We start from the raw sequence: 26,289 nt of genomic DNA, 5'->3' as shown, positions 1-26,289 counted from the left end.
CGGGTGTCAGGCCTCCTCGCCGTCGAGCTCGATGCGCAACGCGGCACGCTGCTCGACCAGCTGCGGGGTGGGCGTGCCGTAGACGTGGGCGAAGAGCTCCTCCGGATCGACGGGTGCCTCCGTGCCCAGCCCGGCCCGGACGGAGGCGGCCATCTCCTCGGCCGCGGCCGTGATCCTCTGTTCGCGCGCCTCGTCGAGCGCGCCCACCGCGGTCAGGTAGGTCTTCACCCGCACCACCGGGTCGCGGCCGACCCACTCCGCGACCTCGTCGTCGGTGCGGTACCGGGTCGCGTCGTCGGCGTTGGTGTGGGACTCCATGCGGTAGGTGTCCGCCTCCACCAGGGTCGGTCCCTGACCCGCGCGCGCCCGGCCCACCGCCTCGGCCAGCACCTGTTCGAGCACGACGAGGTCGTTGCCGTCCACCCGAACCCCGGGCATCCCGTAGCCGATCGCCTTGGCCGCCAGGGATGGCGCGACCGATTGGCGGGCCAGCGGAACCGAGATCGCGTACTTGTTGTTCTGCACGAAGAACACCACCGGCGCGGCGAACACGGCGGCGAAGTTCAGTGCCTCGTGGAAGTCGCCCTCGCTGGTGGCACCGTCGCCGCACAGCGCCATGACCACGGTGTCCTCGCCCTTGAGCCGGGCGGCGTGCCCGACCCCGACGGCGTGGAGCAGCTGGGTTGCCAGCGGCGTCGCCTGCGGGGCCACCTTGTGCACCGTCGGGTCGTAGCCGCAGTGCCAGTCCCCGCGAAGCATGCTCAACACCTCCACCGGGTCCACGCCTCGTGCGGCGATCGCGGCGGTGTCGCGGTACGTCGGAAACAGCCAGTCGTCGTCCGCGAGCACCGATGCGCACGCGACCTGGCACGCCTCCTGCCCGCGCGAGGACGGGTAGACCGCCAGCCGGCCCTGCCGCACGAGGGCACCCGCCTGTTCGTTGAGCCGGCGGGCCGACACGAGCCGTCGATAGCCCTCGACCAGGGCGTCCGCGTCGGGTGCGGCAGTCCCTGGCACGAGACGACCGGTCTCCTCCAGCGCGCGGGCCACGGTGATGGCCTGCGCCAGCTCGTCGGCACTCATCTGCACCTCCTACGGCAAGACGTCTGGTGACACTCTGGTCTCTCGACCAACCATCCGGCTATTGTCGAGCAGAATCATGAGACTTTTGGCCGTGCTGGACCCGCTTGCCCGCGCGGACGGCTCGCAGACCTCGACCTGCGCCGGGAGGGACGAGACGAGTGGACGCCCCCCTGGACGCCATCGACCGTCGAATAGTGGCCGCGCTGGAGGCGGACGCCCGCCTGTCCGGACGAGCGCTCGCCGAGCGCGTGATGATCTCGCGGGCGAACGCCTACGCCCGGCTCGAACGACTGATGGCCGATGGCGTGATCACCGGCTTCGGCGCTCGCGTGGACCCGGTCAAGATCGGTCTCACGACCTCGGCATACGTCACGATGACGGTTCGTCAGAACAACTGGCGGGACCTGCAGGAGCGCTTGCGGGCCATCCCGGAGGTCCGACACATGGCCCTGCTGGGCGGAGAATTCGACGTCATGCTGCTCGTGCGGGCCGCGGGGAACGATGCTCTGCGCCGCGTGGTGCTCGAGCAACTCCAGGCCATCCCCGGAGTGCTCGCCACCCGCACCTTCTTGATCTTCGAGGATGCCGAGAACGTGCCCGCGCCACCCGGCAGCTGATCAGGCCTCGTTGCGCGTTCCTCCCGGTCCTCGGCCCCGACCCCGACCCCGGCACCTGCAGGTGCCCCCGAGCGCAACCTCACGGTCGTGCCGAGCACGAATCCGAGCAGTGAGGTTGCGCGCGGAGGGGCGGCCCGCGCCCCGGACCCGGACCCGGACCCGGACCCGGACCCGGACCCGGACCATCGCGAACGCGTGAGGACCGGATCGGGCGTAACGGTCGCCCGGGTGGTGGCGAGTCCCGCCCGGGGACCTTGCCGCCACGCCGCACACGCGGCACGCTGCCTGGCGGAGAGATCGGCCCGGCACGAGTGCCCTGACGTCGCCCGACCGGGTCCGGCGACGTCGCCGGTGTACGACGAGGGGGCGGGAATGTCCGAGGCCGCGGTGCAGGAGCCGGACACGACGGGCGGCCCGTCGCCGGCGACGACCGCGCCGGGCGTGCTCGGCGTCCTGCGGCGGGTGCCGTTCACCGCCACGTGCGCGGTGCTCATGATCGTGGTGGGCCTCGCGACCGGCACGCTGTGGTCGGCGGTGGAGGACCGTTCCTGGTACCCCCAGGTCGGATACGGGCTCCCGAGCCTGCTCGACGGACACGTCTGGACGCTGCTGACCGGCCCGTTCTTCGCCGTCGGTCCCGTCTTCTACGTCCCGATGGTGCTCTCGTTCGTGCTCTTCGTGGGCTGGGCGGAGTGGCGGATCGGGACGGGCCGCGCGGCGGCGGTGACGATCGTCGGACACATCGTGGGGATCGCGGGCGCAGCCCTGATCCTGCTGGTCACGCGGCCGACCGGCTGGCCGTGGGCGCAGATGCTGGGGGGCGAGCTCGACGCCGGGTTCTCCGCGGGCGCGTTCGCCGCGCTCGGCGTCACCGCGTCGACGCTGCGCTCGCCGTGGCGGCTGCGGCTGCGCCTGGGCATCGGCATCTACCTGCTCGTCGCGTTGATCTACGGCGGGAACCTCGCGGACCTGGAGCACTTCGTCGCCGGTGGCGCGGGTCTGCTGGCGGGGCACGTCGTCACCCGCGACCTGGGCACCCCCCGCACCGGCCGGCCCAGCCGCCGCGAGTGGCGGCTGCTCGCGGTGGCGGGCGTCCTGGTCATCCTGCTCGGCACGGTCCTGTCGTGGCTCATCCCGTCGGACGGGCCGCTCGGCCCCACGGGCGACACCGAGAGCGACTGGGTCGACGTCCTCATCACGCTGGTCCTGGCGTTGCTCCTCGTCAACGGCCTGCGCAAGGGCAAGCGGACGGCCTGGCGGTGGGGGGTCGGCATCGGGATCCTCAACGTCGTGCTGGGGCTGGTCGTGGCGGTCGTCGTGATCGTCGCGGTCGTGCTCGGCGAGCCGTGGGAGATCGTCGGCGGGCCGCTGTTCATCGCCGACCGGCTCCTGTGGCTGATCCTGCTGGTCGTGCTGATCGTCGGCCGGCACGCGTTCCGCACCCCGTCCCGACGGCGCATCCGCAAGCGGCGGGAGTTCGCCGCCGACCGCGCCGACGCCATCGCCGCCCTGCACCGCTACGGCGGCGGCACGATCTCGTGGATGGCGACGTGGCCGGCCAACCGCTGGTTCGGCACGGGCCCGGTCGAGGACACCGACGCCGGCCCCGAGGCGGCCGAGCCCTCCGCCGCGCCCGAGCCCTCCGCCGCGCCCGAGGTCGTCGCGGCCGCGGACCCCCGCCCCGATGCCGCCTCGGACGCCCCCGCGGACAGCGCTTCCGGCACCCCGTCCGACGCCGCTCCCGACACCGCGGACGCGGCCGCACCGGACCCTGCCTCGGACTCCCCGGACGCCGCGGACTCCCCGGACGCCGCGGAACCCGACCCGGGCATCGTGATCGCCTACCAGGCGCACGCGGGCGTCGCGATCGGCCTCGGCGACCCCATCGGCCCCGCGGGCTCGCACATCGACGCCGTCGCCGCGTTCTCCCGGATGGCCGACCGCGCCGGGCTGGTCCCCTGCATGTTCTCCGTCGGCGACGCCACGGCCGCCGCCGCCGAGACGATCGGTTGGAAGTACGTCCAGGTCGCCGAGGACACCCTCATCGACCTGCCCGGCCTCGCCTTCACGGGCAAGCCGTGGCAGAACGTCCGGTCGGCGATCAACCGGGCGAAGAAGGAGGGGATCGAGTTCCGCATGGTGACCCTCGCCGACGAGCCCTGGTCGCTCGTCGAGCGCATCCGCGGGATGAGCGAGGAATGGGTCGGCGACAAGAGCCTGCCCGAGATGGGCTTCACGCTCGGCGGGGTCGACGAGGCGCTCGACCGGGACGTGCGGGTCGGGATCGCGCAGGACGCGCACGGCACGCTGCACGGGGTGACGTCGTGGCTGCCGGTGTACGGCCCCGGGGGCCGGATTCACGGCCGCACGCTCGACCTGATGCTGCGCAGGCCCGACGGGTTCCGCCCGGTCGTCGAGTTCCTGATCGCGCAGAGCTGCGCGACGTTCCGCGACGAGGGCGTCGAGATCGCCTCGCTGTCGGGCGCGCCGCTCGCCCGGTCGGAGGGCGACGGGCCGGTGCACGGGCTGGCCCGGGTGCTCGACCAGATCGGCGACGTGCTGGAGCCGCTCTACGGGTTCCGCTCGCTGCACGCGTTCAAGGCGAAGTTCCAGCCCCGCTACGAGCCCATGCACCTCGTGTACCGCGACGAGGCGGACCTCGCCCGGATCGGTGTCGCGATCACCCGGGCCTACCTGCCGGACACGCCCGTCACCGAGCTGGTGAAGCTGACGCGCGCCTGACGTGGCGTGGCCCTGGGCCCGGCCGCGCCCGCCCGTCCGGAGCGCTCCGGGCCGCGGCTCGGCCGTCAGCCGGCGGCGCCGGCGGCCAGCCAGATCAGCGCCGTCACCGTCTGTGCGTCGGCGTGGGCCGTGGGGACGGTGACTGCGGCCCGGGCCTGCGCGGCGGCGTCGGCGCCCAGTTGCGCCGCGACCCAGGCGAGCGCCCGGTCGGAGGCGGTCGGGCCGGCGGCCGGACCTCCCTCGGCCGAGCGCTCCCGCAGCACCTCGGCCGCCAGCCCGACCGCACGTCCGGTGCGGCCGCCGTCGACCGCGACCAGGATCGCGACCTCCTCGCGGGCGGGCTCGGCCGACCGCGTCGCGACGGTGGCCGCGATCGCCGCCTCCAGCCGGTGGTCGACGAGGTCGACGACGCAGGCGTGCTCGTCGAGGTCCGCGGCGAGGATCGCCGTGTGGTGCCGGTTCACCGCCGCCGTCCACTCGACGAGCTGCTCCTGCGGGTGGGCCGCCGGGTCCGCGACGGGCGGGATGCGGTAGCCCAGCTCCTGCTCGGCGCGGGCCTGCGCCAGGGCGAGCCGCAGCTCCGGGACGCCGTCGGTGCGTTCGACGTCGGGCAGGTCGTCGGGGCCGTAGCCGTCGAGGCCGGGCAGGGTGAGGATCGGCCGCAGCCCACCGGCGGGCCGCGACACCCCGCCGCCACGCCGCCGCCGCGCCGCGACCTTGTCCGCCCGCCGCTGTCCGGGAGGCCGTTTGCGCGCCATCCCGTCAGCCGCAGACCGCGCCGCCGGCCGCGGAACCGACGAGCTTCGCGTACTTGGCCAGCACGCCGGTGCGACGCGGGGGCTCCGGCGGCGTCCACTCCGCACGCCGCCTGCGCAGCTCGGCGTCGTCGACCCCGATGTCGAGGGTGCGGGCGGCCATGTCGAGGGTGATCGGGTCGCCGTCGCGGACCAGCGCGATCGGGCCGCCGTCGGTCGCCTCGGGGGCGATGTGCCCGACGCAGAGGCCGGTCGTGGCGCCGGAGAAGCGACCGTCGGTGATCAGCAGGACGTCCTTGCCCAGACCGGCGCCCTTGATCATCCCGGTGACGGCCAGCATCTCGCGCATGCCCGGGCCGCCGCGCGGGCCCTCGTACCGGATGACCACGACGTCGCCCGCGGTCACGGTGCCGTCGGCGACGGCGTCGAGCGCGCCCTGCTCGCCGTCGAACACGCGGGCCGTGCCGGTGAAGGTCGCCGAGTCGAACCCGGCGCTCTTGACCACGGCGCCGTCGGGTGCGAGCGAGCCGCGCAGGATGGTCAGCCCACCGGTGGGGTGGATCGGGTCGGACAGGGCGTGCACGATCGTGCCGTCGAGATCGGGCGGGTCGATCTCGGCGAGGTTCTCCGCGACGGTCCTGCCGGTGACGGTGAGGGCGTCGCCGTGGAGCAGTCCCGCGTCGAGCAGCGCACGCATCACGACGGGCACGCCACCGACCTGGTCGACCGACGACATGACGTAGCGCCCGAACGGCTTGACGTCGGCCAGGTGCGGGACGCGGTCGCCGATGCGGTTGAAGTCGTCGAGGGTGAGCTCGACCTGCGCCTCGTGGGCGATGGCGAGCAGGTGCAGCACCGCGTTGGTGGAGCCGCCGAACGCCATCACGACGGCGATCGCGTTCTCGAAGGCCTCGCGGGTGAGGATGTCGCGGGCGGTGATGCCCTGGGCGAGCATGCCGATCACGGCCTCCCCGGAGGCGCGGGCCGAGCCGTCGCGACGCCGGTCGACGGCGGGCGGGCTGGCCGACCCCGGCAGCGCCATGCCGAGCGCCTCCGCGGCGCTGGCCATGGTGTTGGCGGTGTACATGCCGCCGCACGCGCCCTCGCCGGGGCAGATGTTGCGCTCGATCTCGGTGAGCTCGTCGCGGGTGATGAGCCCCTTGATGCAGGCGCCGACGGCCTCGAACGCGTCGGAGATGTTGACCTCGCGGCCGTCGACGTGCCCGGGCAGGATCGAGCCGGCGTACACGAAGACCGATGCGAGGTCGAGCCGCGCGGCGGCCATCAGCATGCCGGGCAGCGACTTGTCGCAGCCGGCGAGCAGGACCGTGCCGTCGAGGCGCTCGGCCTGGACGACCGTCTCCACCGAGTCGGCGATGATCTCCCGGCTGACCAGCGAGTAGTGCATGCCGACATGGCCCATCGAGATGCCGTCGGACACCGAGATCGTGCCGAACTCCATCGGGAAGCCACCCGCGGCGTGCACGCCCTCCTTGGCGGCCCGGGCGAGGCGCTGCAGCGACAGGTTGCACGGGGTGATCTCGTTCCAGCTCGACGCGATGCCGATCTGGGGCTTGGCGAAGTCCTCGTCGCGCATGCCGACGGCGCGCAGCATCCCGCGGGCGGCCGTGCGTTCGATGCCGTCGGTGACGTCGCGGCTGCGCGGTTTGAGGTCGGCGGTCGCAGGGGCGGACCGGTCCGCGAGCTCGGTCATTCGGCGCTCCAGTCGGTGCGGGTCACGTGGCGGGGGGGTCGCGTGCCGGGGTGGTCGGGCGCGACCAACCTATCCCCGCCGCCGCCCGCCCCGGCAGCCGCGGGCCGCCCGGCCTCCCGCACCGAGCGGCCCAGTAGCAGCACGATCACCGCCGACAACGTCATGAACCCCGCGACGCACCACATCCCCGCACGCAGCGACCCGGTGAGGTCCTCCAGCCAGCCGGTCAGGTACGGCCCGACGAACCCGCTGAGGTTGCCGAACGAGTTGATCAGCGCGATGCCCGCGGCCGCGCCGACACCGGTGAGGAACGTCGGCGGCAGCTGCCAGATCACGGGGATCGCGGCGAACACCCCGCACGCGCACACCGTCACGGCGGCGATCACGAGCGCGGGCGAGTCGAGGTAGAGGGCGACGGCGACGGCGGCGGCGCCGAGCAGCACCGGCACGGCGACGTGCAGCACCCGCTCCCCCGTGCGGTCCGAGCTGCGGGCCACGACGACCATGACCACCGCCGCGACCGCGTACGGGATGGCCGTCACCAGCCCGATGACGGTGGCCGACAGCGACGTCGAGAGCTCGTCGACGACCTGGGGCAGGAAGAACGCGAGCACGTAGAGCCCGAACACGACACCGAAGTAGACGACCGACAGCGCGATCACCCGCCGGTCGGCCAGCGCCGCGCGCAGCCCGGGCGCGTGCGGCACCTCCGCGGCGTCCTCACGGGCGATCGTGTCCTCCAGCGCCGCCGCCTCCTCGCGGCGCAGCCAGCGGGCCTTGCGCGGCCGGTCGGGCAGCACGAACAGCACCACGATGCCCAGCAGGAACGCGGGCAGGCCCTCGAGGAAGAACATGAACCGCCAGCCGGCGTCGAACCCGAGGACGCCCTCGCCGTGGTCGATGAGCAGCCCCGACAGCGGCCCGCCGACCACCGACGACAGCGGCACCGCCAGGAAGAACAGCGCGACGACACGGGCCCGCTGCACCCTCGGGAACCAGTACGTCAGGTACAGGATGATGCCGGGGAAGAACCCCGCCTCGGCGAAGCCCAGCAGGAACCGCACGACGTAGAAGCTGGTCGGGCCCTGCACGAACGCCGTCGCCGACGCGATGATCCCCCAGCTGATCATGATGCGGGCGATCCAGAGCCGGGCGCCGACGCGGTGCAGGATGACGTTGCTCGGCACCTCGAAGAAGAAGTACCCGATGAAGAACAGCCCGGCCCCGAGGCCGTAGGCGGTCGCCGAGAGGCCCAGGTCGGGGCGCATCGTCACCGACGCGAACCCGACGTTGACCCGGTCGACGTAGTTGAGCAGGTAGCACAGGCCCAGCAGCGGCAGCAGCCGCCACATCGCCTTGCGGATCGCGCCCTCGGTCGGGGTGGTGACGGCCCCCGGCTCGGGCTCGGCTGCGGACACGGGCGTCTCTCCTCGCGGTCGGCACCGCGCCGCCCCCCGACGACGCCTTGCGCTTCTACCCCGCGGACGTCGCGCCGACAACTCGGGACGCGCCGGGCGAACCCCCCGTCCCGGACTCGCGACGGGTTCGGGACACCCCCGGCACCGCCCGTCACCTCCCGATCTGCTGCTCGTTGGCTGCTGCGGACGACCATTCGGAAGGACACTCATGGGCGAGCACAGCACACGACGCACACCCCGGTTCCGGGGTGTCGCACGCGTCGGTGCGCTGATCGGGGTCGGCGTCGTCGCGGCGGGGGTGCTCACGGGCACCGCGCTGGCCGCCGATCACACCGGTGGCGGGGACGGCAGCGCGCTCGTCGCCGGGACACCGTGCACGGTGACGGCGAAGGCGTGCGTGGACCTCGCCGCGAACAAGGCGTGGCTGATCGACGACGGCGCCGTCACCGTCGGGCCCGTCGGCATCAGCCACGGCGGCCAGGGCGAGGAGACCCCCACCGGCACCTTCCAGGTGCAGTGGAAGGACAAGGACCACAAGAGCGCGGAGTTCAACAACGCGCCGATGCCCTACGCGGTGTTCTTCGCCCCCGGGGGCATCGCGTTCCACCAGGGCAACCCGCAGAACCCGTCGGCGGGGTGCGTGCACCTCGCGCACGACAACGCCGTCACCTTCTACAACTATCTGCAGGTCGGCGACGAGGTCCAGGTCCACTGACCACGCCGCGGACACGACGACGGCCGGCCCCCGTACCCGGGGACCGGCCGTCGCCGTTCGTGGGGCGTGCCGTACCGCTACGGGCGGGCCGTCGCCCGGTCGCGGCGCACGTTGGCGCGGCGGCCCTTGAGCGTGGTGACGCCGCGCAGCGCGCGCAGCACCTCGTCGGCGGCGTGCTCGGGCACCTCCACGAGCGCGTGCCGCTCGTGGATCTGGATGGCGCCGATGTCGCGACCGGAGAGCCGGGACTCGTTGGCCAGCGCGCCGACGATGTCCTGCGGGCGCACACCCGCGGCACGACCGGCGGAGACGAACAGCCGGGTGGTACCCGCCTTCGGCGGACGCGGGCCCTGGCCGCGGCTGCCCCCGAACTCGCGCCGTCCGGCCGGGCCGCCCCGGCCGTCGCGCTCGCGACGGCCTTCGCGCGGCGCCGACACCACCGGGATGTCGATCTCGTCCTCGGGGGCACCGGAGACGTCGCGGGCGATCCGCACGGCGGCGGCCGCGACCTCGACGGCGTCGAACTCCTCGGCGAGCGAGGCGATCATCGCGGCGACGCCGTCGTCGGCGCCGCGGCCGGCCGACTGCCGGTCGGTCAGCAGCCGCTCCCGCAGCGCGACCTTGGTCCGCTCGACGCGCGCACCGGCGAGGTCGGCCACCGTCGGCACGGGGGCGACGGGCACCGGCGTGCCGGTGAGCCGCTCGATGTTGCGCAGGTGCCGCACCGACGCGGGCGCGACCAGGGTGATCGCCACGCCCTCGCGGCCCGCCCGGCCGACCCGGCCGATGCGGTGCACGTAGGACTCGGGCGACTTGGGCACGTCGTGGTTGACGACGTGGGTCAGCTGGTCGATGTCGAGGCCGCGGGCGGCGACGTCGGTGGCGACGAGCAGGTCGGTCCGCCCGTTGCGCAGCCTGTCGACGACGCGGGTGCGGTGCTCCTGGTCCATGCCGCCGTGCAGCGCCTCGGCACGCAGCCCACGGCCGGTCAGCGCCTCGGTGACGGCATCGACGTCGGCACGGGTGCGGCAGAACACGATCGCCGCGGTCGGCCGCTCCAGCTCGAGGATGCGGCCCAGCGCCGCCGTCGTGTGGCTGCGCGGCACCATGTAGGCGGTCTGGCGGACCCGGGGGGCCTCGCCCTCCGGGACCTCCTCGCGCTGGATGCGCACCAGCACCGGGTCGGTCAGGTAGGTGCGGGCGAGCACCTCGATGCGCCGCGGCATGGTGGCCGAGAACAGCACGGCCTGCCGGGTGTCGGGGGTGGCCTGCAGGATCGTCTCGATGTCCTCGACGAAGCCCATGTCGAGCATCTCGTCGGCCTCGTCGAGCACGACGACCTCGAGCTCGTCGAGGCTCAGGGCACCGCGGTTGATCAGGTCGATCGCGCGGCCCGGGGTGGCGACGACGACGTCGACGCCACGCTTGAGCGCACCGAGCTGCGGGCCGATGGGAGCGCCGCCGTAGACGGCCAGCACCCGGGCACGCAGCCCCTTGCCGTAGCGGGCGATCGCCTCGGTGACCTGCATCGCGAGCTCGCGGGTCGGGGCCAGCACCAGGCCGAGCGGGGCGGTGCCGCGGCTGCCGCGGCGCTCCTGCGCCAGGCGCTGCAGCATCGGCAGCGCGAAGGCCGCCGTCTTGCCGGTGCCGGTGGCGGCCTGGCCGATGAGGTCACGGCCGTCGATCAGTGACGGGATGGCCTCGGCCTGGATCGGGCTGGGCCGCTCGTAGCCGAGCTCGTCGAGCGCGCGCTGCAGCTCGGGAGCCAGCCCGAGGTCGGCGAAGCGCACGCCGCCCTCGTCGGGGTCGTCCGTGTCGTCGGAGTCGTCGGAGTCGTCGGACTCGTCGTTCGAGTCCTCGGCGGAGTCGTCAGCGAACTCGTCGACGTCGCCGGTGGACTCGACGGAGTCGCCGATGGACTCGTCGGAGTCGCTGTCGTGGGAGGCGTCGGTCGGGGCGACGTCCTCGACCGAGTCGATCTCGGCCGCGAGCGCGGCGTCGTCGAACTCAGGGGTCTCGGGGTGGTCGTTCTCGGGCAGGTCGAGCAGGGTAGTCACACACGTCCTCTGTCGCGGCAGGGTGAGCGCGTCCCACTCTGGACGCGGGCACTCACGGAGATCACTCACGGAAGCCCGCGGGGCCCTGCGGCGTGCATACGTGGACCATCTGGGGCTCTCGGACCGCCATGAGCGGCGGACCGACGCACCAGTGTCCCATGCCGCATTCCCGACGATCACGCCGGGGCCGGGTCTCGCCGGTCACGTGGTTCCGTCAGGGATCAACGCCCCGGACCGCCGGGCTGTTCCCCCGTCCGGCGCCGGCACCCGTCGCCGGCGCCGGACGGGCCGGGCCTACTTGCCGAAACCGGCGCGGCGCAGCGCCTCGGCCATCGCGTTGTTGGCCGGTTCCGGGCGCGGCCGCGCCTGCCCGCCGGAACGACCAGCTCGCTGGTCGTTGCCGCCGCGCTCGCCGCCGCGCCGGTCGCCGCCGCGGGCACCGCGCTGGTCACCCTTGCGCACGTCCCCGCCGCGCCGGTCGCCCTGGCGCCGGTCCCCCTGGCTCCGGTCCCCCTGGCTCCGGTCACCGCCGCGGCCACCCCGCTCACCGCCGTCGCTCCGGCCGCCGTCGCCCGTGCGCCGACCGCCGGTGCGGCCCGCGCCGGGCTCGTCGTCGAGACGCAGCGTGAGCGAGATGCGCTTGCGCGGCTCGTCGACGTCGAGCACCTTGACCCGCACGACGTCGCCGGACTTCACGACCTCGCGCGGGTCGGACACGAAGCTCGTCGACATCGCCGAGACGTGCACGAGGCCGTCCTGGTGCACGCCCACGTCGACGAACGCGCCGAACGCCGCGACGTTGGTGACCACGCCCTCCAGCAGCATCCCGGGCCGCAGGTCGCCGATCGTGTGGACGCCCTCGGCGAACGTCGCGGTGCGGAACGCCGGGCGCGGGTCACGGCCCGGCTTCTCCAGCTCGGCGAGGATGTCCGTGACCGTCGGCAGGCCGACGGTGTCATCGACGAACCGCTTGGGCTGCAACGTCTTCAGGACCCGGGTGTTGCCGATCAGCTCGCCGATCGGCGTCTTCGCCGCCTCGACCATGCGCCGGACCACGGGGTAGGACTCGGGGTGCACGCCGGAGACGTCGAGCGGCTCGTCGCCGCCGCGGATGCGCAGGAAGCCCGCGCACTGCTCGAAGGCCTTCGGGCCCAGGCGCGGCACGTCGGACAGGGCGGTGCGGGTGCGGAACGGGCCGTTGGCGTCGCGGTGCGCGACGATCGCCGCCGCCAGCGACTCGCTGATCCCCGAGACCCGGCGCAGCAGCGGTGGCGACGCCGAGTTGAGGTCGACGCCGACGGCGTTCACGCAGTCCTCGACGACGGCGTCGAGCGAGCGCGACAGCGACGACTCCGGCAGGTCGTGCTGGTACTGACCGACGCCGATGGACTTCGGGTCGATCTTGACGAGCTCGGCGAGCGGGTCCTGCAGCCGGCGCGCGATCGACACCGCGCCGCGCAGCGACACGTCGAGGTCGGGCAGCTCGGCCGACGCGTAGGCCGACGCCGAGTACACCGACGCCCCGGCCTCGCTGACCATGACCTTCGTCAGCTTGAGGCCGGGGTTGGCGGCGATGAGCTCGGCGGCGAGCGCGTCGGTCTCGCGGGACGCGGTGCCGTTGCCGATGGCGATGAGATCGACCTCGTGCGCCGCCGCGAGCCGGGTCAGCGTCGCGAGCGAGCCCTTGCGGTCGTTGCGCGGCGCGTGCGGGTAGATCGTGTCGGTGGCGACGACCTTGCCCGTCGCGTCGACGACCGCGACCTTGACCCCGGTGCGCAGCCCCGGGTCGAGGCCCATCGTCGCGCGCGTGCCCGCGGGTGCCGCGAGCAGCAGGTCGCGCAGGTTCATCGCGAACACGCCGATGGCGGCCTCCTCCGCGGCGGTGCGCAGCCGGACCCGGATGTCGATGCCCAGGTGCAGCAGGATGCGGGTGCGCCAGGCCCAGCGCACGACGTCGGAGAGCCAGCGATCGGCCGGGCGGCCCTCGTCGGCGATGCCGAAGTTGGCGGCGATGAGCCGCTCGTACTCCGTCGGCACGCCCGGCTCGGCGGGCTCGGCCGCGGGTTCCAGCGCGACGTCGAGCGCCTCCTCCTTCTCGCCGCGGAAGACCGCGAGGATGCGGTGGCTGGGCAGGCTGGTGAACGCCTCGGAGAAGTCGAAGTAGTCGGCGAACTTCGCGGCGGCCTGGTCGTGCTCCTTGCCCTCGCGCACCTTCGACACCAGCCGGCCCTGGTTCCACATGCGCTCCCGCAGCCCGCCGATCAGGTCGGCGTCCTCGGCGAAGCGCTCGACCAGGATCGAGCGGGCACCCTCCAGGGCGGCCGCGGCGTCGGCGACCTCGCCGGTGACGTAGGGCTCCGCCGTGGCGGTCGGGTCGAGCGCCGGGTCGGCCAGCAGCGCGTCGGCGAGCGGTTCCAGGCCCTGCTCGCGGGCGATCATCGCCTTGGTGCGGCGCTTGGGCTTGTAGGGCAGGTAGATGTCCTCGAGCCGGGCCTTCGAGTCGGCGGCGAGGATGCGCGCCTCGAGGGCCTCGTCGAGCTTGCCCTGGCCGCGGATCGACTCGAGGACGGCCTCGCGGCGCTCCTCGAGCTCCCGCAGGTAGCGCAGCCGCTCCTCGAGGGTGCGCAGCTGGGCGTCGTCGAGCGCTCCCGTGGCTTCCTTGCGGTAGCGGGCGATGAACGGCACGGTCGCGCCGCCGTCGAGGAGGTCCACCGCGGCGGTGACCTGGTGCGGGCGCACGCCGAGCTCGTCGGCGATCCGCTGCTGTACCGAAGCTGCCTTGTCCGTCACGTGACCATCGTCGCGAACGGGGCACCACGGGTCACCGCCGGGTCGCCCGACGGTGCGGACCGGGAATCCGCTACCGAGGGCCGCGGTCCGCTCACCGGAAGCGGACCGTGCCCGTGATCGAGGGCGGGCCGTCGGCGGTGCCGGCCGCGAGGTCGGCACGGTCGGGGTCGCCGTCGACCAGGCCGCCGGCGGCGAGCACCGTCGTCCCGGCGAACGCGGGTGCACGCAGCCGGTACTCGAAGCTGCGCACGGTCCGGTCGGGCGCGTGCCGGCGTGGCAGCTCCAGCAGCAGCAACGCGAGCAGCGGTCCGTGCACCACGAGCCCCGGGAAGCCCTCGACCTGGGTGACGTAGGGGAAGTCGTGGTGGATGCGGTGGGCGTTGTAGGTCAGCGCACTGAACCGGAAGAGCAGGACCTCGTCGGGCTCGAGCCGGGCCGTCCACGGGCCGTCGGCGGTGTGCGGGCCGGGCTCGGCCGCCGCCGCGACGGCGACACGGCGCTCCTCCCCCGGCTTCTGCGTGCGGTAGACGAGGTCCTCCTCCTCGGCGAGCAGCAGCTCGCCGTCGCGGCGGAACTCGTGGCGCAACGTCACGAACAGCATCTCGCCGCTGCGCCCGCTCTTGGGCGTCAGCGACGCGATCTCGCTCCGCCGCACCACCTCGTCGCCGACGCGGACGGGCGAGTGCCACTCGACGCGACCGCCCGCGAACATCCGGCGCCGGTCCGGGATCGGCGGCAGGAAGTGCGACTCCCGGACGTGCCCGTCCTCCCCGAGCTCGTGCTGGGCGGCCCGCTCCAGGAAGTGGAAGCGGTGCCACAGCGGAGGCAGCGCCGCCCCGTCGACGGGCCCGGTGCCGCCCACCCCGGCCGGCTCCACGGGTGAGGGCTGGTCGAGGACGTCGGCGAACGCGCGCGCGGCCCAGGCGCCTATCCGATCGGTCTCCTCGACGGGCCCGGGTGCCCAGTCGGCGACGTGCTCGGCCAGTTCGTTCGCTGCCATGTGCCGGTTCTAGCAGCCGGCCGGCTCAGGGCTCGAGCAGGGCCACGCACTCCATGTGGTGCGTCATCGGGAAGGCGTCGAAGGCGCGCAGCGCGGTGAGCCGGTAGCCAAGTGCGGCGAAGAGGCCGACGTCGCGACCCAGTGCAGCCGGGTCGCAGGCCACGTGGACGACGCGGCGGGGCCCCCGCGCGCAGATCGCCTCCACCAGCGCGCGGCCCAGCCCGGAGCGCGGCGGGTCGGCCACGACGACGTCCGGGTCGGCGAGCGCGGGCAGCACCCGTTCGACGCGCCCGACCTCCCACGCGACCTGCGGGAGGTCGGCCAGCGCCGCCTCGCCGTCGGCGACCGCGCCCGCCGCCGACTCGACGACCGTCACCGCACCGTCGCGCCCGACCTGCTCGGCGAGCACCGCGGCGAACAGGCCCGCTCCCCCGTAGAGGTCCCACGCCGTCGCACCGGCCGGCGCCGCGGCCCATTGCCCGACGACCGCGGCCAACGTCGGTGCCAGCGCCGGGTGCACCTGCCAGAACGCGCCGGGCCGCAGCCGCCACTCCCGCCCCGCGACCCGCTGGACGACGGGCGCGCCGTCGCGCTCGTCGTGCACGGTGCCGTCGGCGTCGACGGTGATCTCGAACTCCTCGCCCGGGCGATGCCGGCGCGCGAGGACCGGCGGCAGGACGCCCTCGGGGGCGATGGGGCAGTCGGCGACGGGCAGCACCTCGTGGCTGCGGTGCGCGCGCAGCCCGGCCCGGCCCTCGCCGTCGACGGCGAGCCGCACCCGGGTGCGCCAGCCCAGCGGGCCACCCGGCAGCTCCTCGACGGTGACGTCGCTGTCGATCCCCGCGAGCCGCGCGAGCTGCTCGCGCACGACCACGGTCTTGAGCTCGCGCTGCAGCTCGGGGGTCGCGTGCTGGAAGTCGCAGCCGCCGCAGCCGCCCGCGCGGGCCCATGTGCACGGCGGCGCGACCCGGCCCGTGTGCGCCGTCCGCACCGAGATGGCGTCGGCCCGGCAGAACGAGCCCCCGCCGTCCTCGGTGACGACCGCGAGCACCCGCTCCCCCGGCAGCGCGTGCCGGACGAACACGACGCGACCGTCGTGACGGGCGACGCAGTGCCCACCGTGCGCGACCGCCCCGATCTCGAGGTCGAGCACGCGGTCGGTCCAGTCCGTGGTGCCACTCCGGTCGCCGGCGCCGACGCGGGGCGCCGCCCGCCCGCTCATCGGGCCTTCCCCGACGGGCTGCCCGGGCGCTTCTCGGTGGTGGCCCCGGACTGCTCACCGGGCAGCTGCTCCATGGACGGGTAGCCGCGGCGCGTCGCGCCCGCGGCGAGCTGCGGGCCCCGTGCCGCGGCCCGCTCCGACGACTCCAGCTGCCACGGGACGCTGGTCACCATCACCCCGGGCTGGAACAGCAGCCTGCCCTTGAGCCGCAGCGCGCTCTGGTTGTGCAGGATCTGCTCCCACCAGTGCCCCACGACGTACTCCGGGATGAACACCGTCACGACGTCGCGGGGGTTGTCGCCGCGGATGCGCTTGACGTAGTCGAGCACCGGCTTGGTGATCTCCCGGTACGGCGACTCGACGACCTTGAGCGGGACCGGGAGCTTGCGCCGGCTCCAGTCGTCCATCAGCCGCTTCGTGTCGGCGTCGTCGACGTTTACGGTCACGGCCTCGAGCACGTCCGGCCGGGTGGCGCGGGCGTAGGCGACCGCGCGCAGCGTCGGCTTGTGCAGCGTCGAGACCAGCACGATCGCGTGGTTGCGCGACGGCAGCACCGCGTCGGCCTCGCCGGCCACGAGCTCGGCCGTGACCCGCGTGTAGTGCTTCTGGATGGCCAGCATCAACACGAAGAAGCCCACCATCGCCGCGATGGCGATCCACGCCCCGAGCGTGAACTTCGTGATGAGGACGGTGACGAGGACGACGCCCGTCATGCCCGCGCCGAAGCCGTTGATGGCCTGCGACCGGCGCATCCGGCGTCTGGCCGCCGCGTCGGTCTCGGTGGCGAGCTTGCGGTTCCAGTGCCGCACCATGCCGAACTGGCTCAGCGTGAACGAGACGAAGACACCGACCGTGTAGAGCGGGATCAGTCGGGTGACCTCCGCCTGGAAGCCCACGACCAGCAGGATCGCGAACCCCGCCAGGACCAGGATGCCGTTGGAGAAGGCGAGGCGGTCGCCGCGGGTGTGCAGCTGCCGGGGCAGGAACCGGTCCTGCGACAGGATCGAGCCCAGCACCGGGAAGCCGTTGAAGGCGGTGTTGGCCGCGAGCACGAGGATCAGCGCCGTGGTCACGACGACGAAGAAGAACCCGGGCCGGAAGTCGTGGAAGACGGCGTCGGCGAGCTGGGCCACCATCGTCTGCTGGACGTAGCCGGGTGGCGCGTCGGGGAACTGGTGGGCCGGGTCCGCCGCCATCTTCGTGCCGGTCAACTCGGCGAGCGCGATCAGCCCGAGGAACATCGTCACCGACAGCAGGCCGAGCATCAGCAGCGTCGACGCGGCGTTGCGCGACTTCGGCTTGCGGAACGCCGGCACCCCGTTGCTGATGGCCTCGACGCCGGTCAGCGCCGCGGCGCCCTGGGTGAACGAGCGCAGGATCAGCAGCACGAGCGCGAGGCCGGTGAACGCGTCGCCCTCGGCCAGCAGGTGCAGGTTCGCGCTGGCGGCCTGCACGTGGTCGCCGAGCAGCAGGATCCGGACGAGACCCCAGACGATCATCGCGCCGATGCCGAACATGAACGCGTAGACCGGGACCGCGAACGCCGCCCCGGACTCCCGGATCCCGCGCAGGTTCACGGCGGTGAGCAGCGCGATCGCGACGACGGCGAACGTCACCTTGTGCTCGGCGACGAACGGGATCAGGGCACCGATGTTCGCCGCGGCCGACGAGATCGACACCGCGACGGTCAGCGTGTAGTCGACGAGCAGCGCGCTCGCGACCGTGAGCCCCGCGCGCCTGCCCAGGTTGACCGTCGCGACCTCGTAGTCGCCGCCGCCCGACGGGTAGGCGTGCACGTTCTGCCGGTAGCTCGTCACCACCGTGAGCAGCACGATCGCGACGGCGACGCCGATCCACGGGGCGAGGGTGAACGACGTCACCCCGGCGACCGAGAGCGTCAGGAAGATCTCCTCGGGCGCGTAGGCGACCGACGACATCGCGTCCGAGGCGAAGACCGGGAGGGCGATCCGCTTCGGCAGCAGATTATGGGCGAGACGGTCGCTGCGTTGCGGCCGGCCGACCACGATGCGCTTCACCGCGACGGCGAGCTTGGGCACGAGCGGAAGCCTATGCGGTGCTCGTGGGCGGCACGCGATAGCGTCTCGCCGACATCGGCGAACGCGGTCCGCGGCAGGCGGACGAGGAGGACCACCGCGATGTACGTGGTGATCATGGGGTGCGGCCGCGTCGGGGCGTCGCTCGCGGCCGGACTCGAGCGGTTGGGACACGAGGTCGCGGTGATCGACCGCGACCCGCAGTCGTTCCGGCGACTCGGCCCGGAGTTCCGCGGCCGGCAGGTCGTCGGCGAGGGCTATCACCGCGACGTGCTCACCGGGGCGGGGATCGAGAAGGCCGACGCCTTCACCGCAGTCTCCTCCGGCGACAACTCCAACATCATCGCCGCCCGGGTGGCCCGGGAGACCTTCGGCATCGAGCGGGTCGTCGCCCGCATCTACGACCCCAAGCGGGCCGCGGTCTACGAGCGGCTCGGCATCCCCACGGTCGCCACGGTGCCGTGGAGCACCGACCGGCTGCTGCGCATGCTGCTGCCCGACGGGGTGGCGTCCGCGTGGCGCGAGCCGTCGGGCACCGTCGCGGTACTGCCCCTGCCCGTCCACGAGGACTGGATCGGCCACCCGATCCGCGAGCTCGAGGAGGCCACCGGCGCGCGCGTCGCGTTCATCGTGCGGTTCGGCACCGGGGTGCTCCCGCGGGCCGACACGGCCGTCCAGGCCGAGGACACCGTCTACGTGGCCGCGGTGTCGGGCACGGTCAGTGACGTGACGGCGGCCGCCGCGGCGCCGCCGCAGGAGGGATGAGCCCCATGCGGGTCGCCATCGCCGGGGCCGGCGCGGTCGGGCGCTCGATCGCCCTCGAGCTCGTCGAGAACTCCCACCAGGTCATGCTCATCGAGCGCGACCTGGCCAACGTCCAGCCCGAGACGGTCGAGGCCGCCGAGTGGGTGCACGCCGACGCCTGCGAGCTCGCCTCACTGGAGGAGGCCGGCCTGGAGCGCTGCGACGTCGTCATCGCGGCCACCGGCGACGACAAGGTCAACCTCGTCGTCTCGTTGCTGGCCAAGACGGAGTTCGCGGTGCGACGCGTCGTCGCCCGGGTGAACGACCCGCGCAACGAGTGGCTGTTCGGGGAGAACTGGGGTGTCGACGTCGCCGTCTCGACGCCGCGGCTGCTGGCCGCGCTGGTCGAGGAAGCGGTCGCGGTCGGCGACCTCGTCCGGTTGCTGACGTTCCGTCAGGGCCAGGCCAACCTCGTCGAGGTCACGCTGCCGACGTCGACGCCGCTGGCCGGCAAGCCCGTTCGTTCGCTGCGGCTGCCGCCCGACTCGGCGCTCGTCGCGATCCTGCGCGGTGGCCGGGTCATCGTCCCGCAGGGGGACGAGGGCCTCGAGCCGGGCGACGAGCTGCTGTTCGTGGCGACGACCGCTGTCGAGGAGGAGATCCGGGCAGCGCTGGGGCACTGAGCAGGCGCCGCGCCCGAGGGCGTGGCCCGGTCAGGCCTTCTCCGCGGTCGGCTGCCCGGAGCGGGCGTGCCGCACCGCGAGGACCGTCCCGAGCAGCGCCACCCCCATCAGCGGATAGCCCATCAGCAGCCGCGCGACGCCGAGCCAGTCGGCCTCGTCGACCTTGTACAGCCAGCCCTGCACGACGACCCGCGCCGCGAACACCAGCGTCCACAGTCCGGTGGCGAACATGTAGGCGCGCAACAGGCGGCGGTCGGCACGCCAGGCCTGACCCTCGCCGTTGATGCCGTGCCAGATCACGCCCGCGAGCGGCCACCGGACGACTATCGAGACCAGGCACGCCAGGCCCAGTCCCGCCGAGAGCAGCAGCCCGGGCAGGTAGAAGTCGCGGGCCTCACCGGAGCGGTTCGCGATGAACGCGCACACCGCGACCCCGATCAGCCCGGAGATCGCCGGCTGCAGCGCCTCCTTGCGCACGACCCGCACGATCGCGATGGCGACGGCGACACCCAGCGCCGCGAAGATCGCGGGCCGCAGCGAGGTCAGGATGTTGACGACGATGAACACCGCGACCGGGACGGTCGAGTAGACGACGCCGGGGATCCCACCCATCTGCTGGAGCAGCGTCTGCGTGGGGCGGTCGTCGCCGTCGGCCGGGTCGTCGCCGTCGGCCGGGTCGTCGCCGTCGGCCGGGTCGTCGCCGTCCACGCCATCGGTCCGGCCCGTCGCGTCGTTCCGGACGGCCGGGTCGATCCGGCCGGTTGTCGCCGCGCGGGCGTCGGGGTCGGTGGCGGCACCGCCGGCGTCGGCGCTCGCGTCGCGGGTGGGCGCGGGGCCGTCCACCCGGGGCATCACGTCGGTCGGGCGGTCGTCCGGGCGCGGCCCGCCACCGACGACCGGGAACGTGTCGGTCGGTGCGTCGTCGGGCCGGCCGAGCGCGTCGAGGCGCTCCGGCACCCGTCCCGCGTGCCGGGGGGAACCCGTCACGTGCCCTGACAGATCTCGTAGTACGGGTTGTAGAGGACCTTGCGGCCGTCGCGGATCGACAGCCGGCCCCGCACCCGCATGGTCCGGCCCGGCACGATGCCGGGGATGCGCCGGCGCCCCATCCAGATGAGCGTGACGCCCTCGGTGCCGTCGAACAGTTCGGCCTCGAGGGAGGCGTCGGCATCCTGGGGGCAGAACTCCACGGACCGCAGCCTACCGAGCATCGTGACCTCCTGACCGCAGGCGCACTCACTCGCGCGCTGGGCTCCCGAACGCTCGGAGTCCTCGGTCAGGTCGTCGGCGTCGAGCACCTCGACGTCGCTCGTCAGCCTCTTGAGCATGCGGCGGAAAGCCCCACCGTCCGTGCTGCCCATGTCTCTCCTCGGCGCAAGGGCGCGGGCCGTTGCCGACGGACTCTCCGGGGATCCGGCCGCTACCCTGCAGATGGTAACGCGCAGGAAACACCAAAGGTGCCCGGAACCGTCCGGTCGTGCGACGAACGGGATGGCCTCCGTCGGATGTGTGAGCTGTGATGTCGCCCTGCGTGTCGTGCGGGCCGCCGGCCGCCACGGTGGCGGTCGTTCTGCCTGGTTCCGGCTCTGATGCGGAGTTCGTCCGGTCGTCCTTCGCCGAGCCGCTCGGCGCGCTGGGGATACGGCTCGTCGCACCCCGGCCGCGGGCGTCCGGTGCGGTCGTCGCCGGCTATCTCTCGGCGCTCGACGACGCGCTGCGCGCCGCCACCGCCGCGCGCACCGCGCTGCTCGTCGGCGGGGTCTCCCTCGGGGCCCACGTCGCCATCCGGTGGGCCGCCGCTCTCGACGACCCGCGTCCGCTCGCCGGGGTCCTGCTCGCGCTGCCGGCCTGGACCGGATCGGCCGACGCGGCCCCCGCTGCCGTGACCGCGGCTGCGACCGCCGCCCGGGTCCGCGCGGCCGGGCGGGCCGCCGCGGTCGCCGACGCCCGCGCCGGCGGCGCGCCCCCCTGGCTCACGGCCGAGCTCGAGCGCGCGTGGGCCGGCTACGGCGCCGGCCTGGCCGGCGCGCTCGACGAGGCCGCCCGCACCCCCGGCCCGGCGCCCTCGGAACTGACCCGGATCCTGGTCCCCGCGGGGATCGCCGCGCTTCTCGACGACCCGCTGCACCCGGTCGAGGTCGCGCGCCGGTGGGCGGAACTGCTGCCGCGTGCGGGCGTCGTCACCGCGCGGCTCGCTGCGGTCGGCGCCGATCCGGCGACCCTCGGCCGTGCCGCGGTCCTCGGCTGGCTGCATGCCGGCGGTCGCGTGTAGGACCGTCCGCGACCCGCGCCGCCGCGCCAGGCGGTGGCGTCGGACCGGGCCGACGCGGCGACGGCCTCCCGCGTCCGGCAGCGTCGGGGCGCCCGGCGGGTCGAGGCGCCCCGCGGCTCGAGGCGCCTGACGGGGTCGAAGCGCCTGACAGGGTCGAAGCGCCTGACGGGGTCGAAGCGCCCGGCGGCGTCGGGCCGCACCCGGTATCGGAGTCGGGCCGGACCGGCCGCGTTCGTGGCCGCCGAGGCCGCGCCGGGCGGGCGGTGACGGCGTCCCGCACCCGGCATGACGGCGCCCCGCGCCCGACGGCGCCAGGCCGCCCGGCGGCGGCGTCGGACCGAGCCGACCGCGCCGTTCGCGTCCCGCGCCCGGCGGGGTCGGGCTGCGCCCGGCGGGGGTGGGAGTACGCCCGGTAGCGCGTCGGGCGGCGTCGGCCGCACTCAGTGACGGTGTCGGGTCGAGCCGGGCGGACGGCGACCGCGTCCCGCGCCCGACGGCGCCGGGCTCGTGTCCGCGTCCGCGCGAGGCGTCGAGACCGGGCGGGGCGAGCGGCGACAGCGTCCCGGGTCAGCGCGGGCCGCGGTGACGCCCGCGCGGGACCCCCGGGCCCACCCGCCGGCGACGAGACCCGGCCCGGCGAGCGGCGACGACCTCCCGGATCAGCGCGCCGCGAGCTCGTCCCGCGGGTCAGCGCGGACGGTGGTGGCGCCCGCCGACTCGGTCGTCCTCGGCGGCCTCGAACATCGTCGTGGGGTCGCCGTTGAGGAACGCGAGGGCCGGACGGTCCTCGTCGGGGTCGGCTACGGGGTGTCCGCCGCCGTGGCGCCCGGGGCGCTCATGACGACCCGACGGGCCGTCGCCCGCCGCAGTCCGGTCGTGCGGGGGACGTCCGGCATACCCGGAGGGCCCGAGGCCGCCGGCCTCGTCGTGCCGCGACCCGCCGTACCCGGGGCCGTCGTACCGGGGACCGTCGTACCGGGGACCGCCGTGCCGCGGACCGGCGCGCCCGGGCCCGTCGCCGACGACGTTCTCGTACCGACGGCCGTCACGGTCGGGGGCGCCCCCGTGCCGGGGCCGGTCGTACCAGGCGTCGCCGTCGTGGCCGGTGCCTCCGCGACCGTCGTCGGTGCCCGGCCCGCGCCGGGCCTCGGCACGGTGGCCACCGGAGACGGGTCCGTCGTACCGGGCACCGGGGGCATCCTCACCGTGGGCGGGATACGCGCCGGTCCCGGAACTCCCGCCGAGGTCGCGGGGCCCGCCGGACGCGACCGGACCGGGCCCGCCGACCGGGCGGCCCGCGCCGGGCGGAGGTCCTGCGAGCGTCCCGCGCGGGTCGACGTACTGCGGACGACCCGGGTCGTCCGCGCGGCGGCGACCGCCCGGACGTGCGCCTGCCGGCGGCCGGAACGCCTCACGGCCCCCGTCGGCGGCGCGGCGTCCGCTGCGCGGCGGCCCGTCGAGGGGGCGGCCGGCGAACGGGTCGACGGTCTCGCGGCCGGGTGCCCGATGCGCGGGCTGCTCGGGTGCCGCGCCGGCGGGGCCGCCGTGCCGCGGCCCGGAACCGCCGGTCCAGCCGGCCTCGAACGGGCGGTCGGCGCGACCGGCCGGACCGGGCCGCATCGGCTCGCCGGGCCGGGCCGGGTCGCCGGGACGACCGAACGCGCCGCCGTCCGCGGCGGGCCGACCGAACGAACCGCTGTCCCCGCCGGGCTGGGGGAAGGCCTCACTGTCCCCGCCGGGTCGACGGAACGACCCGCTGTCCCCGCCAGGCCGCGCGAACGTGCCGCTGTCCGCAGGCCGACCGAAGGTGCCGCTGCCGGCAGCCGGCGAGGCGTACGTGCCACTGTCCGCAGCCGGCCGGGCGAACGAACCGCTGTCGCCCGCGGGCCGACCGAACGAACCGCCTTCCGCAGCCCGACCGAACGAGCCACTGTCCCCCGCGGGCCGACCGAAGGTGCCGCTGTCGGCGGCCGGGCGGGCGACGGGGCCGCTGTCCCCGGCGCGCGGACCGCGCGGGACGGCGCGGGGCGCGTCGGGCGAGACGCCGTTCCGCGGGGCCGGGTCCTCGCGGCGCGCGAACGCACCGGAGTCGCCACCGCGTGCGGGGAACGGGTCCGGGGCGCCGGCGCGGCCGAAGCGACCGCTCTCGGGCGTGTACCCGTTGCGTCCGTCGGGCACGTCGCGCACCCGCGGGTCGGGAGCAGCCGGGTGCTGTCGCGGCGCACCGTTGTGACCGTTGGCCTCCGCGCGCTGCGGAGCGCCCTCCACCGGGCCGAACCCGTTCGCGGGTCCCGGCGGCACGGGAGCGTTCCCGGCGGGACCGTCGGGCGCGGAGCCGCCCGAACCGTTGGGCGCGATGCCATTGGACGCGACGCCGTTGGGCGCGAAGCCGTTCGGGGCGAAGCCGTTCGGGGCCGTGCCCGTCGGAGCGGAGCCCGCGAGCGGCCGACCGTTCGGCGGCGGCGCGTCGCCGACCGGCCCCACATCCCCTGGCCGGCCCAGGGCCGCGGCGCGGCCGTCGACCGGCGGCCGCCCGTTCGCAGGACCGAACCCGTTGACCGGAGCCGAGCCGTTCACCGGAGCCGACCCGTTCACCGGACCGGCGCCGTTCACCGGGGCACCGTCGACCGGAGCCCGGCCGTTGACCGGAGCTCCACCATTCACCGGACCGCGCCCGCCCCGCGGCGCGACCGGGCGCGGCTGGGCGTCGGGGCCGGGCGCGCCGTTGCGCGCCGCGGGGCGGCCACGCACGGGGTCACCGGGACGCGGACCCTCGGGCCGGCCTGCGGGACCGCGCCCGGGAGGCGCGGCGTGCGGCGGGCGGGGCCCGGCGGGCCGACGCCCGTCGGGACGGTCCACGTCGTACGGCACGGGACGGTAGGGCGCCGAGCGCACCGGAATCGCGGCCGTGACCGGGTCCGGCGCGGGCGTCGGGGCCGGGGACCCGCCCGCCGCCGCGGTCTTCTCGGCGGCGGCGACCTGCTCCTGCTGACGCTTCTTGAGATCCTCGGGGAGCTCGAGCGGCAGGACGGTCCGGGGCGGGTACGGCAGCCGGCCGCGGACGACGACCATGCCGCGCAGCAGCAGCCGCAGCGCCCCGTCGAGCTGCGCCGTGGAGGCCTGCGGACCGGTCGCGACCCCGTAGACCATCCAGCGCGGCCCGTCGACACCGACGAACACGGACTGCGCGACGTCGGTGTGGGCGTGCAGCTCGAGGCCCCACTCCCCCTCGGTCCGCCGCACCGTGGCGCCGCCGTCGCGCAGCGACGCCTCGATCTCCGACGCCAGCGTCGGCCACAGCTCCTCGGAGCGCGGCGCCGCGAGCGCACTGACCGACAGTTTGCCCTGCGGCACCATCACGTGGACGGCCTGCATCGTGCCCGACGGCGGGACGGTGAGGTCGACGTTGCCGTCGGCCGGGACGCGGATCCGGACGGCGCCGAAATCGGTCAGCCCGTCGAGGACGGAGGCCGCCCAGGCCTGGTGCGCGGGCGAGAGGGCGGGCGTCGCCGGGTGGTCGCCCGCGAGCCTGTTGTACTCACGGGGGTCGACGTTGTCCTCGCCGCCCGTGCTCGGCGCCGGACCCTCGACGTCCTCGACGTCGTACGGACCGGGCGCGTCCGGGTCGAACGACGGACGCCGCGGGTCGTCGGCGTGGTCGTCGTCGTAGTCGTCGTCGTAGCCGTCGTCGTAGCCGTCGTCGTACTCGTCGTCGTACGCGTCGTACTCGTCCTCGTACCCGTCGTCGACGCGGTCGTCGAAGTCGTCGTACTCGTCGTCGTAGTCGTAGCGGTCGTCGGCGCGGTCGGCGTACCCGTCACGCTCGGCGGCGGGCGCGGCGGAACGCAGCCCGGTGCGGTCGCGTCGTGCCACTACGCGATCTCCTCGATGGCATGCTGGGACAGCCGGTCGTGGCCCCCGGTGGAGCCGTAGCCACCGGCTCCGCGGACGGAGCCGGGCAGGACGTCGGTCTCGACGAACCTGACGTGTTCCACTCGTTGAACGACCAACTGGGCTATCCGGTCACCCTTTCTCAGCACGAGATCCTCGCGGAGGTCGTGATTGATCAGACACACCTGGATCTCGCCGCGGTATCCGGCGTCGATGGTGCCCGGGGTGTTGACGACCGACAGCCCCGCGCGCGCGGCCAGCCCGGAGCGCGGGTGCACGAAGCCGGCGTAGCCCACGGGCAGCGCGACGGCGATCCCGGTGCCGACGACGGCCCGCTCCCCCGGCGCCAGCACGACGTCGGCCGTGGTCACCAGGTCGGCCCCGGCGTCGCCGGGACGGGCGTAGGACGGCAGCGGGACATCGGGATCCAGCCGGACGAGAGCCACCTCGAGCGCCGGGCCCACGAGCGGCTCGGGGAACGGCTCGGGCAGCGGCGCGGCGGGGGGCTCGGGCTGGGGAGCGTCGAGGGAGC

The 26,289-nt window shown here is 74.8% G+C and carries 19 protein-coding genes; 6 read left to right on the top strand and 13 right to left on the bottom strand.

The features are described from left to right. Positions 1 to 6: 6 nt before the first annotated feature. The gene (gene pdhA, locus PSED_RS15490) at positions 7 to 1,083 is read right to left on the bottom strand and encodes a pyruvate dehydrogenase (acetyl-transferring) E1 component subunit alpha (RefSeq protein WP_013675197.1); all 1,077 of its coding nucleotides are present in this window, start codon (positions 1,081 to 1,083) and stop codon (positions 7 to 9) included. Between the two features lie 158 nt (positions 1,084 to 1,241). Between pdhA and PSED_RS15485 the strand changes: the two genes are divergently transcribed. Together PSED_RS15485 and PSED_RS15480 are read left to right on the top strand one after the other, a co-directional pair. Further along, positions 1,242 to 1,700 carry an Lrp/AsnC family transcriptional regulator gene (locus PSED_RS15485; RefSeq protein WP_013675196.1) on the top strand — a complete coding sequence of 153 codons (459 nt, stop codon included), beginning with the start codon at positions 1,242 to 1,244 and terminating at the stop codon, positions 1,698 to 1,700. 372 nt (positions 1,701 to 2,072) lie between these two features. Further along, complete coding sequence (locus PSED_RS15480; RefSeq protein WP_013675195.1) at positions 2,073 to 4,442, top strand: bifunctional lysylphosphatidylglycerol flippase/synthetase MprF; 2,370 nt, start codon at positions 2,073 to 2,075, stop codon at positions 4,440 to 4,442. Positions 4,443 to 4,507: 65 nt separating this feature from the next. On the opposite strand, the gene PSED_RS15475 is transcribed toward PSED_RS15480, so the two are convergent. From PSED_RS15475 to PSED_RS15465, 3 genes are read right to left on the bottom strand one after another with little or no spacing between them, the layout of a single operon-like run. Beyond that, entirely contained in the window at positions 4,508 to 5,200 is a 693-nt protein-coding gene (locus PSED_RS15475; RefSeq protein ID WP_143770489.1) for a hypothetical protein, read from the bottom strand. Positions 5,201 to 5,204: 4 nt separating this feature from the next. Then, on the bottom strand, positions 5,205 to 6,911 hold the full coding sequence (gene ilvD / locus PSED_RS15470) for a dihydroxy-acid dehydratase (RefSeq protein WP_013675193.1): 1,707 nt from the start codon (positions 6,909 to 6,911) through the stop codon (positions 5,205 to 5,207). Next, complete coding sequence (locus PSED_RS15465; RefSeq protein WP_013675192.1) at positions 6,908 to 8,329, bottom strand: MFS transporter; 1,422 nt, start codon at positions 8,327 to 8,329, stop codon at positions 6,908 to 6,910. Before PSED_RS15465 ends, ilvD begins: the two co-directional genes overlap by 4 nt. A 208-nt stretch (positions 8,330 to 8,537) precedes the next feature. Here PSED_RS15465 and PSED_RS15460 point away from each other — a divergent pair, with 208 nt between their 5' ends. Continuing rightward, positions 8,538 to 9,044 carry a L,D-transpeptidase gene (locus tag PSED_RS15460; RefSeq protein WP_013675191.1) on the top strand — a complete coding sequence of 169 codons (507 nt, stop codon included), beginning with the start codon at positions 8,538 to 8,540 and terminating at the stop codon, positions 9,042 to 9,044. A gap of 77 nt (positions 9,045 to 9,121) precedes the next feature. Here PSED_RS15460 and PSED_RS15455 read toward each other — a convergent pair whose 3' ends face one another. From PSED_RS15455 to PSED_RS15435, 5 genes are all read right to left on the bottom strand, one after another. After that, entirely contained in the window at positions 9,122 to 11,101 is a 1,980-nt protein-coding gene (locus PSED_RS15455) for a DEAD/DEAH box helicase (RefSeq protein WP_013675190.1), read from the bottom strand. Between the two features lie 294 nt (positions 11,102 to 11,395). Continuing rightward, positions 11,396 to 13,891 (bottom strand): Tex family protein, encoded by a 2,496-nt coding sequence (locus PSED_RS15450; RefSeq protein ID WP_013675189.1) that lies wholly within the window; start codon positions 13,889 to 13,891, stop codon positions 11,396 to 11,398. Between the two features lie 91 nt (positions 13,892 to 13,982). Continuing rightward, the gene (locus PSED_RS15445) at positions 13,983 to 14,891 is read right to left on the bottom strand and encodes an HTD2 family dehydratase (protein WP_013675188.1); all 909 of its coding nucleotides are present in this window, start codon (positions 14,889 to 14,891) and stop codon (positions 13,983 to 13,985) included. A 25-nt stretch (positions 14,892 to 14,916) separates the two neighbouring features. After that, entirely contained in the window at positions 14,917 to 16,113 is a 1,197-nt protein-coding gene (locus PSED_RS15440; RefSeq protein WP_013675187.1) for a class I SAM-dependent RNA methyltransferase, read from the bottom strand. After that, positions 16,110 to 18,170: an APC family permease gene (locus tag PSED_RS15435; RefSeq protein ID WP_013675186.1), complete on the bottom strand. Its 2,061-nt coding sequence runs from the start codon at positions 18,168 to 18,170 to the stop codon at positions 16,110 to 16,112. The genes PSED_RS15440 and PSED_RS15435 overlap by 4 nt, the downstream gene beginning before the upstream one ends. 99 nt (positions 18,171 to 18,269) lie before the next feature. On the opposite strand from PSED_RS15435, the gene PSED_RS15430 reads away from it, so the two are divergent. Both PSED_RS15430 and PSED_RS15425 read left to right on the top strand, forming a co-directional pair. Further along, the gene (locus PSED_RS15430) at positions 18,270 to 18,932 is read left to right on the top strand and encodes a potassium channel family protein (protein WP_013675185.1); all 663 of its coding nucleotides are present in this window, start codon (positions 18,270 to 18,272) and stop codon (positions 18,930 to 18,932) included. A 5-nt stretch (positions 18,933 to 18,937) separates the two neighbouring features. Then, positions 18,938 to 19,594 (top strand): potassium channel family protein, encoded by a 657-nt coding sequence (locus PSED_RS15425; protein WP_013675184.1) that lies wholly within the window; start codon positions 18,938 to 18,940, stop codon positions 19,592 to 19,594. 30 nt (positions 19,595 to 19,624) lie between these two features. Here PSED_RS15425 and PSED_RS15420 read toward each other — a convergent pair whose 3' ends face one another. Further along, positions 19,625 to 20,581 carry a DUF3159 domain-containing protein gene (locus tag PSED_RS15420; RefSeq protein ID WP_013675183.1) on the bottom strand — a complete coding sequence of 319 codons (957 nt, stop codon included), beginning with the start codon at positions 20,579 to 20,581 and terminating at the stop codon, positions 19,625 to 19,627. After that, the gene (locus PSED_RS15415; RefSeq protein ID WP_013675182.1) at positions 20,578 to 20,955 is read right to left on the bottom strand and encodes an OB-fold nucleic acid binding domain-containing protein; all 378 of its coding nucleotides are present in this window, start codon (positions 20,953 to 20,955) and stop codon (positions 20,578 to 20,580) included. Before PSED_RS15415 ends, PSED_RS15420 begins: the two co-directional genes overlap by 4 nt. A gap of 197 nt (positions 20,956 to 21,152) precedes the next feature. Here PSED_RS15415 and PSED_RS15410 point away from each other — a divergent pair, with 197 nt between their 5' ends. Beyond that, positions 21,153 to 21,866, top strand: coding sequence for an alpha/beta hydrolase (locus PSED_RS15410; protein ID WP_233899408.1), 714 nt, complete (start codon positions 21,153 to 21,155; stop codon positions 21,864 to 21,866). Between the two features lie 687 nt (positions 21,867 to 22,553). On the opposite strand, the gene PSED_RS15405 is transcribed toward PSED_RS15410, so the two are convergent. Both PSED_RS15405 and dut read right to left on the bottom strand, forming a co-directional pair. Further along, a complete protein-coding gene (locus tag PSED_RS15405; RefSeq protein ID WP_013675180.1) occupies positions 22,554 to 25,739 on the bottom strand; it encodes a DUF3710 domain-containing protein in 3,186 nt (1,061 codons plus the stop codon). Next, a complete protein-coding gene (gene dut / locus PSED_RS15400) occupies positions 25,739 to 26,248 on the bottom strand; it encodes a dUTP diphosphatase (protein WP_049803687.1) in 510 nt (169 codons plus the stop codon). Before dut ends, PSED_RS15405 begins: the two co-directional genes overlap by 1 nt. Between the last annotated feature and the right edge of the window lie 41 nt (positions 26,249 to 26,289).

This window comes from Pseudonocardia benzenivorans CB1190, assembly GCF_000196675.2.
In the GTDB taxonomy this organism is placed as follows: domain Bacteria; phylum Actinomycetota; class Actinomycetes; order Mycobacteriales; family Pseudonocardiaceae; genus Pseudonocardia; species Pseudonocardia benzenivorans.
This window is presented reverse-complemented; position numbering and strand designations above follow the sequence as displayed.

Bases quoted from the DNA above. Each gene is read 5' to 3' on its own strand.
- pdhA (WP_013675197.1), bottom strand. From the start codon at position 1,083: ATGAGTGCCGACGAGCTGGCGCAGGCCATCACCGTGGCCCGCGCGCTG.
- PSED_RS15480 (WP_013675195.1), top strand. From the start codon at position 2,073: ATGTCCGAGGCCGCGGTGCAGGAGCCGGACACGACGGGCGGCCCGTCG.
- PSED_RS15475 (WP_143770489.1), bottom strand. From the start codon at position 5,200: ATGGCGCGCAAACGGCCTCCCGGACAGCGGCGGGCGGACAAGGTCGCG.
- ilvD (WP_013675193.1), bottom strand. From the start codon at position 6,911: ATGACCGAGCTCGCGGACCGGTCCGCCCCTGCGACCGCCGACCTCAAA.
- PSED_RS15460 (WP_013675191.1), top strand. From the start codon at position 8,538: ATGGGCGAGCACAGCACACGACGCACACCCCGGTTCCGGGGTGTCGCA.
- PSED_RS15445 (WP_013675188.1), bottom strand. From the start codon at position 14,891: ATGGCAGCGAACGAACTGGCCGAGCACGTCGCCGACTGGGCACCCGGG.
- PSED_RS15440 (WP_013675187.1), bottom strand. From the start codon at position 16,113: ATGAGCGGGCGGGCGGCGCCCCGCGTCGGCGCCGGCGACCGGAGTGGC.
- PSED_RS15430 (WP_013675185.1), top strand. From the start codon at position 18,270: ATGTACGTGGTGATCATGGGGTGCGGCCGCGTCGGGGCGTCGCTCGCG.
- PSED_RS15425 (WP_013675184.1), top strand. From the start codon at position 18,938: ATGCGGGTCGCCATCGCCGGGGCCGGCGCGGTCGGGCGCTCGATCGCC.
- PSED_RS15415 (WP_013675182.1), bottom strand. From the start codon at position 20,955: ATGGGCAGCACGGACGGTGGGGCTTTCCGCCGCATGCTCAAGAGGCTG.